The sequence below is a fragment of the Desulfobulbaceae bacterium genome, assembly GCA_013792005.1.
Taxonomy (GTDB): Bacteria; Desulfobacterota; Desulfobulbia; order Desulfobulbales; family VMSU01; genus VMSU01.
Genome location: VMSU01000206.1, coordinates 1 through 15527, shown reverse-complemented (window position 1 = coordinate 15527; position 15527 = coordinate 1). Strand labels below are relative to the sequence as shown.

At 51.9% G+C, this 15527-nt stretch carries 12 protein-coding genes; 9 read left to right on the top strand and 3 right to left on the bottom strand.

The genetic code is table 11. The features are described 5' to 3' along the window. Positions 1–3: 3 nt before the first annotated feature. From FP815_13220 to FP815_13210, 3 genes are all read left to right on the top strand, one after another. Positions 4–2085, top strand: coding sequence for a tetratricopeptide repeat protein (locus FP815_13220; GenBank protein MBA3015885.1), 2082 nt, complete (start codon positions 4–6; stop codon positions 2083–2085). Positions 2086–2405: 320 nt separating this feature from the next. Beyond that, positions 2406–4085, top strand: a complete 1680-nt coding sequence (locus FP815_13215) for a hypothetical protein (GenBank protein ID MBA3015884.1) — start codon at positions 2406–2408, stop codon at positions 4083–4085. A gap of 299 nt (positions 4086–4384) precedes the next feature. Beyond that, positions 4385–5386: a GGDEF domain-containing protein gene (locus FP815_13210; protein ID MBA3015883.1), complete on the top strand. Its 1002-nt coding sequence runs from the start codon at positions 4385–4387 to the stop codon at positions 5384–5386. Between the two features lie 81 nt (positions 5387–5467). On the opposite strand, the gene FP815_13205 is transcribed toward FP815_13210, so the two are convergent. From FP815_13205 to FP815_13195, 3 genes are all read right to left on the bottom strand, one after another. Then, entirely contained in the window at positions 5468–6193 is a 726-nt protein-coding gene (locus FP815_13205; GenBank protein ID MBA3015882.1) for a carboxypeptidase regulatory-like domain-containing protein, read from the bottom strand. Beyond that, positions 6190–8694, bottom strand: a complete 2505-nt coding sequence (locus FP815_13200; protein MBA3015881.1) for a right-handed parallel beta-helix repeat-containing protein — start codon at positions 8692–8694, stop codon at positions 6190–6192. The genes FP815_13205 and FP815_13200 overlap by 4 nt, the downstream gene beginning before the upstream one ends. Positions 8695–8792: 98 nt before the next feature. Further along, complete coding sequence (locus tag FP815_13195) at positions 8793–9752, bottom strand: carboxypeptidase regulatory-like domain-containing protein (protein MBA3015880.1); 960 nt, start codon at positions 9750–9752, stop codon at positions 8793–8795. Between the two features lie 217 nt (positions 9753–9969). On the opposite strand from FP815_13195, the gene FP815_13190 reads away from it, so the two are divergent. From FP815_13190 to FP815_13165, 6 genes are all read left to right on the top strand, one after another. Then, entirely contained in the window at positions 9970–10692 is a 723-nt protein-coding gene (locus FP815_13190) for a glycosyltransferase family 2 protein (GenBank protein ID MBA3015879.1), read from the top strand. After that, a complete protein-coding gene (locus FP815_13185; protein MBA3015878.1) occupies positions 10689–11537 on the top strand; it encodes a radical SAM protein in 849 nt (282 codons plus the stop codon). Before FP815_13190 ends, FP815_13185 begins: the two co-directional genes overlap by 4 nt. Positions 11538–11800: 263 nt before the next feature. Beyond that, entirely contained in the window at positions 11801–12859 is a 1059-nt protein-coding gene (locus FP815_13180; GenBank protein ID MBA3015877.1) for a radical SAM protein, read from the top strand. After that, the gene (locus FP815_13175) at positions 12856–13503 is read left to right on the top strand and encodes a hypothetical protein (protein MBA3015876.1); all 648 of its coding nucleotides are present in this window, start codon (positions 12856–12858) and stop codon (positions 13501–13503) included. The genes FP815_13180 and FP815_13175 overlap by 4 nt, the downstream gene beginning before the upstream one ends. 306 nt (positions 13504–13809) lie before the next feature. Beyond that, the gene (locus FP815_13170) at positions 13810–14337 is read left to right on the top strand and encodes a hypothetical protein (GenBank protein MBA3015875.1); all 528 of its coding nucleotides are present in this window, start codon (positions 13810–13812) and stop codon (positions 14335–14337) included. Beyond that, entirely contained in the window at positions 14321–15433 is a 1113-nt protein-coding gene (locus FP815_13165; GenBank protein ID MBA3015874.1) for a radical SAM protein, read from the top strand. The genes FP815_13170 and FP815_13165 overlap by 17 nt, the downstream gene beginning before the upstream one ends. The last annotated feature ends 94 nt before the right edge of the window (positions 15434–15527 follow it).

Here is a 15527-nt window from a genome sequence, read left to right as displayed (position 1 = left end):
CTGGTGCTGAATACAAGACCATGGATAGCTCTTGTTGTTGTTGTTCTTGTCGTCCTGGGGCCGGTCATCGGTCATGAGTTTCTTGACTATGACGATGCGATTAATATTACCAGTAATCCCGAGGTAACCAAGTTCAGTCTCGAAGGGTTGCTGAGTTTCTGGCTCACGCCCTATGTTAATCTCTATATTCCGGTTACTTATAACCTGTGGGCGTTACTCGCCAAGGCATCAGGTGTTCTTCCCGGCGCTGTTGTCGGTCAACTCAATCCCGCGCTTTTTCATGGTGTAAATCTGCTGCTTCATCTTGCCGGGGCCAGTATGGTCTTTTTGCTCCTGAGTGACCTGTTCCGGGCTCCTTGGGCGGCTTGGGCCGGAGCTGTGTTGTTTGCCATTCATCCCGTCCAGGTGGAATCAGTGGCTTGGGTCACGGGCATGAAGGACGTGCTCAGTGGTTTTTTTTCGCTCATGGCCCTTTGGTTCCTTGTTCGATATGTCAGGGAAGATGGTGAAGAGGGAAACAGGTGGGGTTGGTATCTCGCGGCTGCGATTTTTTTCCTACTGGCGATGCTCTCTAAACCTGGCGCTGTGGCAACGCCCGCGCTCGCATGGATTATCGGGGTCTTATTGCTTGGCAGGAGGCCGGTCAGAGCACTTTTTGACATTGTGCCATGGGTGGTTCTAGCGGCCCCGATTGTCATGGTGACCAGAGTTGCCCAGGCTGAACCTCATCATGTGTACCAGCCAGCTTTGTGGCAGCGTATTCTGGTGGCCGGTGACTCCCTGTCATTTTATCTTGGTAAGCTTCTCCTGCCGGTGAATCTTGCCCCAGATTATGGCAGGACCCCGGAGTTTGTGCTCGATCATGGCTGGAGTTATTTGACCGGTGTGTTTCCCTATCTCTTGGCCGTTCTTTTGCTGTGGAAGGGGAGTCGACCATGCCGTGCCGCGACCGGAATCTTTGTCTGTGTGCTGCTGCCGGTGTCGGGGATAATCCCCTTTGTCTTTCAGCAGATCTCAACGGTGGCGGATCGTTATCTCTATCTCGCCATGCTGGGGCCGGCCCTGGCCTTGACTTGGGTTCTTGCACCGATCCGGTCGAAGGCGGTGTGGGCGGGAGTAGTGGTGGTGCTCGCCCTGTTTGCCGGTATCTCCATGGCTCAGATTCGCTTCTGGCACGAGCCAAGGGTCTTTTACGATCACGCCTTGAAGGTAAATCCCAGGAGTTGGACCGCTTACAACAATCTCGGTAATATTCTGGCGGAGAGTAATCAGCCTGGCGAGGCCATTGTGGCCTATGAAAAGGCCATCGCCATTGATCCCGATTATGCCGAGGCCTATAATAATTTGGGTACAACGTATGCCTCTTTGAAACATTGGGAGAAGTCGATCAATGCCTTTGTCCGGGCGATGGAGATTAATCCCTATTATGTTGATGCCGCGATTAATTTGGGCGATGCCTATCGGGCGAATGCCCAGCACGATGAGGCCATTGCCGCTTATGAGTGGGCCATCGACTCAGGGTCATCCACGGCTAAAGTCTATTATAGTCTATGCACTCTGTATCATGAACTCTCGCACAATGAGGAGGCCGCCTCCTGTTACAATAAGTTTTTGGCAATCAAGCCTGATTCTGCCGAAGGCTATAATAACCTGGGCACGGTTTACAAGGACTTGAACAGGAACGCCGATGCCATTGATGCCTACCATAAGGCCTTGACCATAAGGCCTGAGTTTGCCGAGGTCTACAATAATCTGGGGTTCTTATTTGCCGCAGAGCAGAAGTTCGCCGAGGCGATCAGGTATTACCGCAAGGCGGCGGAACTCTATCCTGATCATCCTTTGCCAACGCGTAATTTGGCGTTGGCCTTGATTGCCTTGGGTCAAAGCGATGAAGCCATTGCCTGGCTCAAAAAGGCAATTTCTGTCGATCCCACTTTTGCCCCGGCGTATAACGACTTGTCCCGGCTGTACTTTGCCAGAAAGGAGTACCGGCAGTCGGTGACCTATGGTGTGCGGGCTCGGGAGTTGGGGCTTATTGATGAGGACCACTGGCAGACTCTTGTTCCTTACCTGAATCATCACTGACCAAGGACTATTATCCATGAACTTCCGGCGCCATCCGATTCGTTTGTTGTTGCTTCTGGTGGGGGTGTTCCTGCCGATCTGTGGGTACGAGTTTGTCAGTTATGATGATGGATTGTAACTACACGGTTAACGGTAATCAGTTATCGGTTTACGGTTAAAAGAATCATGGTTTGACATTAATCATCGCATGATACTCAATGTCAGTGTGTCCTCAGCCATTGGCAGGACCCAATCACCGTCAACTGTCAACCGTAAACCGACAACCTGAGCAGTTACGATGGATTTAATATTTAATGGTGTTGTCCCATGGAGTTGTTGTGATGGAAAGAACTGAGATTATGCCTTCAGCGTGCTCTTCCACTGTTTTGCTCTCCTATGGGGCTTTTCTGGCGGCAGTGGTGACGTTTCTGCTCTTTTTCTCCGCGCGTAACTACCAATTCGTTGCCCTCGACGACTATGCCTACGTGGTCAATAATCAACATATTTCACAGCTTGATTGGCGTACGGTATGGTGGGCCTTCACCACTTTTCATGAGGGCAACTGGCACCCAGTGACCCTGTTGTCCTTGGCGGTTGACCGCTATTTCTGGGAGCTTGACTCATTTGGCTATCATCTTACCAATAGTCTGATTCACAGTCTTACGGTGCTGATGGCCTGTCATCTCTTTTTCGTGCTCCTCAGCGCAGCCTATAAGGAGCATCCAGAAGAGGGGCGAAGCCAGCGCGGCATAGTGGTCGGCAGTATTATCGGGGCTTTATTTTTTGGACTTCACCCTTTGCGGGTCGAGTCAGTGGTGTGGATCAGTGAACGTAAAGATGTCCTCTGTCTGTTTTTTGTGACAGCGGCGATCTGGTGGTATCTTCGCTACGCCTATCAGTCTCAGGCCAGGGTGTCAGTCCCTTTCTGGAGATTTAGAAGCTATTGGGTTACGTTCGCCTTGTCATCCCTTGCCTTGATGAGCAAGTCCGCAGCCGTCAGCATGCCATGTATTTTGTGCATCATTGACTGGTATCCTCTTGGCCGTCGTTCGGTACGAGGTGGTTTTATTCGCACGCAGATCGACAAAATCCCGTTGGTGATGCTCTCCGTGATCGCTTCTTTTTTGGCGCTCCAGTCCCAGCGGGGCGCCACCAAGGTGTTCGCTGAGCTTGATCTGTCCTCCAGGGTGCTTATTGCCTGTAAGGCTCTTTTTTTCTACCTGACCAAGACCCTCTGGCCCTTCGATCTGGGACCTTTTTATGGCCATCCTGGAAATGTTGCCTCAACAGCGCCAGGTGAATATTTGTTGTATCTCCTGATGATGGCTGGACTGTTGTTGACGGTGGCGCTGGTCGGCAGGCGTTGGCGGATGTGGCCCGCGCTTTTCTGTTATTATGTCGTAACGCTTATGCCAATGCTGGGTCTGATTCAAGTCGGAGGTCAGTGGGTTGCTGATCGATACAGCTATCTGCCGGCGCTTGGTCTGTCGCTTATCTGGGCCGGTGGTTCTGTCTGGCTGGTGGATCGCCTCCACTCCAAAAGAACGATCAGCTATTCATTGCTGGGATTGGTCCTTATCCTCTGCCAGCTTCTGATTTTTTGCGTTCTTACCGTGCGCCAGATTCCTGTTTGGAGCACGACGGAGACGTTGACTTCCAGAATTATTGAAATGCAGCCTCAACGTTATGGCGAGGTCTATTATGTCCGGGCTGTGTACCGTAATCGCGCCGGTTTATATCAGCTTGCGCTGGAGGATATTGGCGAGGCGATGCGGAGTGCGCTGCAGCAAAACCGGCATGAGGTGTTTTCTAAAATTGCCTTTGTAGAAGCAAGTATTCTTAAAAACCTGGGGCGTATCCCCGAGGCGCTGGCCATGGCTGATTGGGGCGCTGAAATCGCAGTTGTTGCTCCATCGGCAGAGGATCGTGCGTTGCACGAGGAGTTAATAAGGATTACTCTGCCACACAATCTGTCACAGGAAGGTATGGGGGCAAAGGACGGCATGGACTTAAAAAAATAGTTACGCTTGGTGTGTTGTTGGCCCTAGAGGGTACAAATCTCGTGCGACCGGTGTGGGAACCGGGATGGAACTCTCAGGTCGGGACATAAAAATAATGTAACTGCTCAGGTTGTCGGTTGACGGTTGACGGTGATTGGGTCCTGCCAATGGATGAGGACATACTGACATTGAGTATCATACGATGATTTATGACTAATCATAATTCTTTTAACCGTAAACCGATAACTGATTACCGTTAACCTTTGTAGTTACAAAATAATAAATGATGGCGCTCTCTTAATAAAGATGAAAGAACTCATATGAAAAATGACAACAAGATACGTAACGAAATGGATGATTCGGTTAATCCTGAGCTGCTGGATTTGGTGAGGATTTCTGAAATTGCCAGAAAAGCTCTTACTCAGCTGGTGTCAGAGTCTATGCCTGCCATCCCTCCGAACTACGAAAAAGTGTTTTACAATACTGCTATAAAAATGGGGGAGTCAGAGCTTGTCAATCACCTTGTGGCGACTCTTCCCACAGGTCAGGCAGCCACAGTCATGGTGAATGGACTGACCTCCATGATCATCGATTTCAATGAGGGGATCAAGCGGTACCGAGCCGGAATAGATCAACACGGCGGTCAATTGGATGATAAAAATGATGTAATCCAGCAGTTGGTCGGACCAGTCGTATGGGAACTGCTTGAGAAAGATCTATCAGAGTTGCGTAATGCCAATAATCAGATGAAAGTGCAACTGGAGGAGGCAGAGAGTCGACTGAAGAGTCAGGAACAGCAGGTTTCTCAATTACAGCGTAAAACCAGATGTGATCCCTTGACCGGTGTCATGAACAGGTTTGCGATGGCCGAAGATCTTTTTGATGAATTAGCTCGCTGTAAGCGTTACGGTCGTCAGTTCGGCCTTGTCATGGCCGATATCGACCATTTTAAACGGATTAACGATAGCTACGGACATGCTGTAGGTGACGAGGCATTGAAGTCTTTTGTCAGAATGCTCCGGTCCTGCTTGCGTGAAGTGGATGTTATTTATCGTTACGGTGGTGAAGAGTTCGTGGTGCTGCTGCCAGAAACTGACTCTCCAGGCACTATGCTTGTGGCAGAACGGTTGCGCCGGATGGTTGAGTCGCAGGTTATGAAACACCGGGAGGATGCCTCTCTGCAGGTCCGTTTTACCGCCTCTTTTGGGGTGGCGATTTTTCGTGGGGATGAGTTTTCGTGGGAGGAGATTATTCAACGGGCGGATCAGGCGTTGTATCGAGCAAAAAATAACGGCCGTAATCGGGTTGAGAGTGAAATGTGATCTGTCGTCGAGGTGGATTCTTGATGATGCCCGGTCGGCATTGACGCTTTTGGTGTGCTGGGCACTCAGTGTCTGTAATCTTTAGTCGGCGTCAGTGTGGTCTGTTGGTTTGCCTGTATCCTCTGTGATTATCTTAAGATCAACGTTATCGGTGTCGACAGAGAGGTCAATTGCGATGGGTAATGTTTGGCCTGGCTCGGGAGGGTATGTCGTGGTAGCCCCGAGGTGATATTTTCCTTGGGGCAGCAAGAGTAGATATCCGCCGCTTGAGTCGGTCCAGGGCGAGATGTAGCTCGGCATCTCTTTGAATCGTGGGTTTTTATCCGCCATGATATAGGCCATGACCACAGGAGAGCCGTTCTGGTCTATTATCCGGCCGCTTAATTGGAAAAGATCGGTGTTTTTTTTCTGATTTTGTTTTGCCGCCTCTCGCAGATCCATGACTATGAAGTTGTGAGTCAGATCGATTTCTGCTTTGGCGATCACTTCCACGGGGTCTCCGGAGTGTTTGTCTCCGAGTTCCAGCGGGCCAAAGCGACGTTCCCCTTTGCGAAGGGCGGCAACCGCCCAGTAGTTTCCTTGAGGGATGGTGACACTATAGGCGCCATCGGCGGTCGTTCGGTTGGAGGCGAAGTCCGCGGGTTTCTTGACGTTCTTACTGCGATAGAGCGATACTTCAGCGCTTCTCACAGGCTGTCCGTTGACATCGGAGATGACTCCGGAAAGGACAAAGTCCGCGCTCACGACCATGCTGGGACAGAGGAGGGTGATTAGTGTCAGGACCAGCATCAGGGCACGTCTGTTCATGGGCGGTCTCCTCCCGTGGGGCTCCAGTCGAGGGTAATCGGCGCCTTAAGTTCCGGATCAAAGAGCACCGTGCCGATATACTCTTCGCGGTGGCCGTCAAAAACCTGGTCCAGGACCGGCTTTCCTCCCCACCAGTTGTGGCGGGCATCAACATCCTCGTCATTGAAATCACCTAAGCGGATAGCGTACATGCCGTTATCCGTAAGGTTGTTGTGGTTGATTATTGTCCCGCTACCTTTTTCTCTGACAAAGATGGCTGTCTCGTTGCCGGTGAACTCGTTGTTGTGGATGGTGGCGATTCCCTGAAATGATCGGAAACCGATACGGTTGTTGCGAAAGCGGGATTGACTGATATCAACAGGGCCGTTGTTGATGCGGATACCTCCATCGTTACCATCGAATTGGCAGTGGCTGACCTTGAGGTCGACAAAGTGACTGTGGAGCGCCCACGTCGCCTTGCTGAAGTCGCAGTTGGTAAAGAAGCTGCCCATGGCCCGCTCCATCTTGATCTCCCCCCAACTGGATGGCCCGTGGTCGTCAAGAGGCGCAAAGGTGATCCGATGTTCTTTCGTGCCCCCCGCCTCAATTCGGCCAAGAATGTTCATCCCGGCCTCAGGTGCGAAGCGGATGGTGGCTCCCGGTTTGATGGCAAGTGTTGCCCCCTGGGGCACGGTAATGGTAGAGGTGACCGTGATTTCGTTGCTCAAGGTGAGATTGACTGGGATCTCGGCAGTTGGCCAGGCAAAGGGCAGTGGCGCTGTCGCACGAGGTTCAAAGGTCACCAGACCCAAGTTTAAGTCATCATGGTGGTCAAAGATCTCTTTGTCCAGGTTTGAGTCGCCCCACCAGTTGCCGGTGGCTGCGATGTCGTCCTTTCCTTCCAGTCCGATCCCGTAGAGACCGTTATCAACGATGGTGTTGGCCTTGATCTGACCAATAAAGGACTGAATGCCGATGCCGCGTTCACCGTTATCGGCGATGAAGTTGCCGGTCACGGTCCCTCGCGCTTCGCGGATAATCAGGCCGTTTATGCCATTGCCGACAATGGCGTTGGCGCTGGTCTCGATGTTGTCGGTATTGCGTAGCGCCAGGCCGGTTTCGATGTTGGCGGTCATCAGGTTGCGATTGAACCGGCCAAAGACGGCATCGGCCACTTGCAGGCCAAAGCGGTTGCCGATCATTTTGTTGTGTTCGACCGTTGCCGCTCCCTCCCGAATCCGTAAGCCATCCCAGCGGTTATTGGCAAAGGTGTTGTCGCGGGCTTGGAGGTTGAGACGGTACAGGTTGGCGCCGATGATATTGTCAAAGAGCTGATTGCGTGTCAGGGTGACATCGGAATCTCGGCACTGCAGGCCGCTCTTGTTGTGGTAGAATTGGTTGTCGCGAAGTTCCACCACCGATTCCTGAAATTGGACGCCGCGATAGTTGTTGCGCAACACCGAGTTGGTGACCGCCACGGCTGAAAAGTGAAAGTGGAAGCCGCGATAGGCATCTTCAATCTGACAGAACTCAATCACATTACGTTGTTGATCGCTACCTAGGATATTGATTGAGTCCCAGTCGCCCATTTGCGGGGATTTCTCGGCAGAGTGGAAGAGGATCGGCCGCTCCTTGGTGCCTTTGGCAATCAGAGCGCCTTGGATCAAGATGCCGTTTTCGCCAATGCCATCGTCGTTGGTGTCGGTTTTGCCGAACTCGATGATTGTGCCGGGCATGATGATCAGCCGTCCTTCCGGTGGCAGCCGCACTTGGCCGTTAACGCTGATGCGGCCCCGCCAGATGGTGTTTCCCATCAGAGTTTCGTTGGTGTAGGCGTGGGTGAGGGGGGGCGAAGGCAGGCTTAAGGAGATTGGGGCGACCTGGGCCGCAGTTGCCTGGCTGGCAAGGCGATCCTTTTTGTGGTTATCTTTGATGGTGACGGTATCTTCAGTGATGATCGCCCGGTTGAAGGTGGAAACACCATAGTCGTTTTTGCTTATCGTGGCTTGGGACAAGGTGATGTGGGCATCTTTGCCGTCGGCGATGATGCCGTAATGGTTCTTGTCTACCACAACTGAAGTCAGTGCTGCTCGTCCCTTAAAGACATACACCCCTGTCTCGGCGCCGTTGATTTTTGCGAATGTCGCTTCAAGGGTGCCGCCGTCAACGATGATCCCCGCCCAGCGGGTATCATCGTCTGCGGATACGCTATCTGAGGCAAAGGTAGCAGGAGAGTCTGGCGTGCCTTCAATCTTGAGGATGCCGCGGACCAGGATTTCGGTTTGATGGGAAAGATACTCGGGGTCGATCTTGGTGCTCTCGGCAGGGGAGGCCGTGATCACGGCGCCCGCTTTGACAGTCAGGGTAATTCCGGCAGGAACGAGCACATCGTCGGTAAGATGGACTTGTCCCTGCCAGACGGTATTGGCAGTAAGTACTTCAGCTTGAAGCCGAGTCGGCAGGATAATGGTAGTCAGTAGGACCATGATGAGCAGTAAGGGGGGTGGTCTTCCTGATGGCACGAATCTTCCTCTATATGGGGTGTGTGAGTATCTTTGTAGGTTGGGTTAGGCCGCCAGGCCGTAACCCAACAATAATGGGGACCTTGGGTGTTGGGTTACTATTTCTTTTCAGCAGGATCGAGGATGAACACTGGCGGCTGCTGGGGCAGGCCTGCCTGGCTTTTTGCCTCGGCTTCATACTTTTCGCGGGTCGCGACTGGGTCGGGAATCTTAAACATCTGGATATTGACGTTTTCGATTACCGCGCCATTTTTGCCTTCTACCGCTATTGCCTGACCGCTGCCGGCACTTTGTATATCTTTTGCCGCGGCAGAGGCGCCGGGTTGACTGCCCATATTGGGGGTCACAGCCTCGCCAAGGGGGTCGGTTTTGCCGTAAGAGCCGATGAAGGTGCCGATCCCTGGCTTGCCACCGCCAATTGATTCTCGAGCCATGACATAATATTTACCCGGTGGGACTTTGACGGAGAAGGTGCCGTCATCCCCAGTGGCATGGGAGATAAACTTAGGCCGGGGGGCCTCCACGTTGTCTTTCAAGGTGACTAAGACCCCGGCCAAAGGTTTCCCCTCGTCGCTGGTCACTTTGCCCTTAATGGTGATAAAGCTTTTGAACTCCTCAAAAGCGCCAGGGGCTAGGCCATCGGTCCTGCCGACATCGTTCGTCTTTTTGGTTTCTATCGTGAATTCACGGAGTTTGCCAGTGTCGTCACGCATGAAAAAGAATTCTTCTCCTTCTCGGGGTGGACCAAAGCCTTTCTTCGGATCGCGTTGCATGGTGGCCATGAAGTAGGTCCCAGGAAGCAGTTTTGCGGAAAATTCTCCTTTGGCGCTTGAGCGGTCGATGGCGTCCGGTACCCGGCGGGCGCTGCCGGTGATCGGCGGCGGGCCGCCATTTTTATCGAAAAAAGCGACGATGGCGTCGGTGAAGGGCTTGTCCTTGACGTAGACGATACCTTTTAGTGTGCCCATCTGTTCTTTCATGAACCCGGGGACATCGGCCATACCAGTTCCTAGTAGAGTCAGAAATAACCCTAGCGTAAACGCAATAATTTTTTTCATGGGACACCCTCCTTTTTAATGAAAGTTATCGTACAATGAATATATTCGAGGTAAAAAGTGCGTTAGTCAGGCGACACGTGCGCACACTTTACAGCAGGAACGGCCTTCCTTGGTTTTTGTGCCTGCTAAGACATATGCTCGGGCTATCTTCCTGATAACTCTACACAGAAAACATGGCTGGGGCAACTTTAATTGGTTGTTGGCGCCGGAGGTATGGATGTCGATTACAGTATTTATTCCTGCGTTTAATGAAGAGAGCAATCTGGCCAATGCCACGGCCGGGGCATTGAGTGCGGTCGAGGGCTATGGGGGTGATTTCGAGATCATTATTCTCAATGCCTGCAGCAGCGATAACACGGGGCGAATTGCCGACGAGCTTGCGGTCGCCAATCCGAAGATTCGGGTGATCCATCAGACACAGTGGGTTGGTCTTGGCGCTAATTACATGGTAGGGGTCAGGGCGGCGCGGATGGACTATTTTGTGTTGTTTCCCGGAGACAATGAAAATTCCTGGCACTCTCTTGCCCAAGCGATCAACCTGGCGGGCAAGGCCGATATTATCATCTCCTACACGACTAATATGGAGGTCAGGCAATGGCATCGACAGGTTATTTCCAATGCCTTTGTCTGGTTGCTGAACCACCTGTTCGTGCTTAAGCTGAAATATTACAATGGCAATGCGGTCTATCCCACCAAACTGCTCCAGGGGCTTGAGGTCAAATCTCAGGATTTTGCCTATAATGCTGAAATACTGATCAAGCTGATCAAGTCAGGGTGCAGTTATACCGAGTTTGGTGTTCAGATCAAGCCGACCAATAAGACCGCAATTTTCAGTATTAACAATATCCTTGGGGTCATCAGGACCATCGCTCTTTTGGTTTATGATGTGCGGATCAGGAATAGGGATCGTTACCGACACCTAGGGACAGCAATCGGATGAAGAAGGTGATCTTGCCGGAGCGGTATAACTATATTGAGGCCTATCTTACCCTGCGCTGCAATCTGGGGTGCGTCTACTGTATTAATGAACGTTCGGGCAAGGCAGCCAGAAAGCGGGAGGAGTTGAGCGCCAGGCAATGGGCCGAGGGCTTAAACCGAATCGAATTCGGTGATAATCCTCTGACCTTGGGCGGAGGTGAGCCCACCCTCTATCCTGAGTTTTTCGAACTGCTCGATCGTTTGCGGCCGGATATTGCCATCGATCTTTTGACAAACCTTGAGTTTGATATCGACGCCTTCATCGCCAAGACCTCGCCTGGGCGGTTCAACCGCTGCAAACTCCCGGCCTACAAGGCGATTCGGGTGAGTTATCATGTTGAGCGCATGGACGCGTCTGAGCTGCTTGCCAAGGTGATCAAGCTGCAGCAGGCGGGATTCAGCATCGGGATTTTTGGACTCAACCATCCGTCGAATATCGAACAGAACATGAAAATGGCTGAGATGGCCTGTGATAACCGAATATTCTTTTTTGTGAAGGATTTTCTGGGGATGTCTGACGGGCGGCTTTTCGGTCATTTCAAGTATTCCGAGGCCTTGGATGGAAAGCTAAAGCAGGTCGAGTGCCGGACCCAGGAAATTCTGATCGGGCCGGGCGGCGGTATCTACCGTTGTCATCGGGATCTTTATCGCCGGGAGAGTAGCATCGCTTCAGTTATCGATTCGGAGCTTGAGATTACTGATGCCTTCAGGCCGTGCGACAATTTTGGCGCCTGCAATCCCTGTGATGTTAAGCTCAAGACCAACCGTTATCTCCAGATGGGGAGCTGTGCTGTGGAAATACGGTGATATTATTCCGTGAATCTGCAGCTCTGCTGAACGTTTACAGCTTCGAGGTTGCCTGTGGTTTTGATGTCACTGGTGAACGGTTACGAAGATTCTATGCGGAATCCAGGTCGTTGGATCCACTGGATCTCAGCTAAAGTCATGCTGAGGTGACGAAATATTTGATGAGGTTCTGGTTGATGGTTAACAGACTCATGGTGCCAGTCATCTGGTAATAATCTAACGTCAACTGATAACCGCAAACCGACCACTTGAGTAGTCACATTATGTCAAAAACAAACCGAATAGACTCTCATAAACTCCAGTATCATCCCGCCCGGGTGGCCCAGTGGCAGGAGCGGGGGGATTGCTTCCCGGTCTATGTCGAAATAGGTCTGACCAACCGATGCAATCACCGTTGCGTGTTCTGTGCCCTCGACTGGTTGGAGCGGGGCGGAGTGGACATTAACAGTGAGGTCTTGGTCCAGTCACTTGCCGACATGGCGGCACATGGAGTCAAGTCGATTATGTTTGCCGGGGAGGGTGAGTCCCTCCTTCATCGGGATGCCCCTTTGTTTATCCGGGTGGCCAATGCTCATGGCATCAAGGTTGCGGTAACCACCAATGGCGTGCCGTTGACCCCGGACAAGGCCGAAGCCTGTCTTCCTTATCTGTCGTGGATACGCTTCAGTGTTAATGCCGGGACGGCCGAACAGTATGCTGCAATTCATCAAACAAAAGCAGGGGATTTCGAGCGGGTACTGGCCAATATCCGTTATGCCGCCGAGTTTAAGCGTCAGAATAATTTGAAGGTGGATATCGGGGTCCAGATACTGTTGTTGCCTGAAGCCTTTGATGGGGTGCTTCAGTTAGCCGAGTTGGTGAAAGATGCCGGGGCCGACAATTTCCAGGTCAAGCCTTATTCTCAGCACCCATCAAGCTCTAATCGATACTATCTGGATTATCAGCAGTATCTTCATCTGGAACCCCAGCTCAAGGCCTTTGAGTCAGAGACGTTTACGGTTTTTTTTCGGAGCAACAGTATGCTGCGGCTGGCCGATAGCGCTGACTATGGCCTCTGTCATGGACTGCCTTTTTTTGCACTGATTAATGCCCATGGCCAGATCATCCCCTGCAATCTCTTCTATAATGATCCCGAATTTATCTATGGGGATCTGAAGCAGCAGAGTTTTGCCGAGATCTGGACCGGGGAGCAGCGGAAGAAGGTGCTGGAGGCAATGAAAAAACGGAACATCAAGGAGTGCCGACAGGGGTGTCGGCTGGATGCGATCAACCGGTATCTGCACCGGGTGGTATCGCCAGAGGAGCGGGACGATTTCATATGAACGAAAACCAGACCGAAGTATCACTCATTGATAGTTTGATCAGTTTCGAAAAGCGGATCTTTGATCTGTTTGAAGAAGCTAAAATTCCATACCCCATTCATTTGTCTGGGGGGAACGAGAGAGAGTTGATCGCCATCTACCGCGAGATTCATCCGGGAGATTATATCTTCTCGACCCATCGCAGCCATTATCATTATCTTTTAGCCGGTGGGGCTCCCGCAGAATTGGAACGGATGATCCTGGCTGGTGACAGTATGCATGTCTTCGATCGGAAGATAAATTTTTTAACCTCGGCCATTGTCGCCGGAGCCCCTGCTATCGCTGCTGGAGTGGCCCTGGCGTTGAAGCGGCAGGGGAGTAAGGTGAAAGTCTGGTGTTTTGGCGGTGACGGGGCCGAAGATGAGGGGCATTTTTATGAGGCGGTGCGGTATGTGGATGGTCACGATTTGCCGTGCGTCTTTGTTGTGGAAGATAACAACCGTTCGGTGGAGACCCCCAAGTCAGAACGCCATGGCCTTTCATCCCTGCAGTGGCCTGCCTGTGTCCGCCGCTATTCGTACATCCCCACCTTTCCTCATGTTGGCACCGGAACCGGGAATATGATCGAGTTTGGGGGCAAAAAGATCGAGGAATCTTCGTTTTGAGCCGCGAGTTGATTTGGGGTCACCTTCATCATTCGTAATTCGTAACTACCTAGGTTGACGGTGATCAGTTACCGGTTTACGGTTAACAGACTTACAGAAATTATGAATTATTCGTAACTACACAGGTTAACGGTAATCAGTTATCGGTTTACGGTTAAAAGAATCATGGTTAGTCATAAATCATCGCATGATATTCAATGTCAGTGTGTTCTTAGCCATTGGCAGGACCCAATTACCGTCAACTGTCAACCGTAAACCGACAACCTGAGCAGTTACCATAATTCAACCTTTATCCTTGCTATGTAAATGACATACCGTGATGCGATACAACAGGCGATGGCCACCCTGGCTCAGGATGAGCGGAGAGTTTTTCTTGGCTATAATGTCCGCTTCGGGTCGAGGGCCTATGGCACGTTAAGTGGAGTGCCGGAGGCGATGTGCATCGAGACTCCGGTGGCGGAGAATCTGATGGCGGGACTGGCCATCGGTATGTCCCTTACCGGTTATCGTCCGGTGCTGTTTTATGAGCGCCATGATTTTGTACTCAATGCTTTGGATGCCATTGTCAATCATTTGGATAAGATTGAAACGATGTCCCAGGGTCAGTTCAAGACGCCGGTTATCATCCGGGCCACGGTTGGTGGGCGGGAACCCTTGGACCCTGGGCCGCAGCATACTCAAGATTTTACCGAGGCCTTCAGACGTATGCTGTCGTTTCCGGTTATGGATCTGACTACCGCAGCCGAGGTGACAGAGGCTTACCGGCTGGCTGTGCAGCTTGATTCGCCCATTATGCTCGTTGAGCGGAGAGACCTTTATGATCGGGACGAGTAACCTGATCCTCGACGGTCATAAGCTTGAATGGCACCGTGAGCGGGTCGAGGCCTGGCTTGCCGGCGAGCATATCGCCCCGATCACCATCGATTGCGCTTTGACCAGGGCCTGTAACCTGCGTTGTGTCTACTGTTATGGGCAGCTCCAAGCTAACGACGAGAAGCGCTTGACCCGGGAGTCCATCTCCAGGTTTCTTGATGATTCGGCCGAAATCGGGGTTAAGGCCATCAGCCTGGTGAGTGATGGCGAGAGTACCTGTTCACCGCATCTCTATCACACCATTCTTCATGGTCGGCACAATGGCCTTGATATGGCGCTCGGCACCAACGGCACTCTCTTGCAGCGGGAGAGGATCCCCGAGATCTTGTCGGCTTTGACCTATCTCCGCTTCAACATCTCAGCAGGTCAGGCGAAACGCTATGCCGAGATACACGGCTGCCGGGAGGAGCTGTTTCATGAGGTGTGTGAAACGGTCAAGGTCGCGGTTAAGGTTAAAAAAGAGCAGCAGTTGTCCACCATGATCGGCCTGCAGATGGTGTTGATGCCTGATTTTGCCGATCAGGTGCTGCCGCTTGCACGCCTGGGCAAGGTCCTGGGGGTTGATTACCTGGTGATCAAGCACTGCAGCGATGATGAGGGGGGTAGCCTGGGAGTTGAGTACGAGCGCTATTTTGATTTGGTCTCTTTGCTCAAAGAGGCGGAGGCGCTCTCCGATAGCGACTACCTGGTCCAGGCCAAATGGTCGAAGATCCTGAGCGGCGGCAAGCGCAACTACAGCAAGTGCTACGGCCCGGCCTTCATTATGCAGTTCTCCGGCTCCGGACTAGTGGCCCCTTGCGGCATGTTGTTTAATCGTAAATATAATACCTACCATATCGGCAATATTGCCGACGCCTCATTCAAAGATATCTGGCAGGGTGAGCGCTACCGGGAGGTCATGCGGCTGATTGCCTCTGGTCACTTCGATGCCCATTCCATGTGCGGCACCTTGTGCCTGCAACACAAGGTAAATGAGTACCTGTGGGAGTTGAAAACAGGTCAACGGCAGTTGCAGGACCCCCAGGGAGAACAACCGTTCGGGGTGAATTTCATCTGATTTTGGCTTCTGAATAGTTTTTTTCTTGGCGACTGATCAAGTGTGATGGTCTCGCAAAAAAGTCACGGGATGGCTAAGCAAAAGGGCCGATATA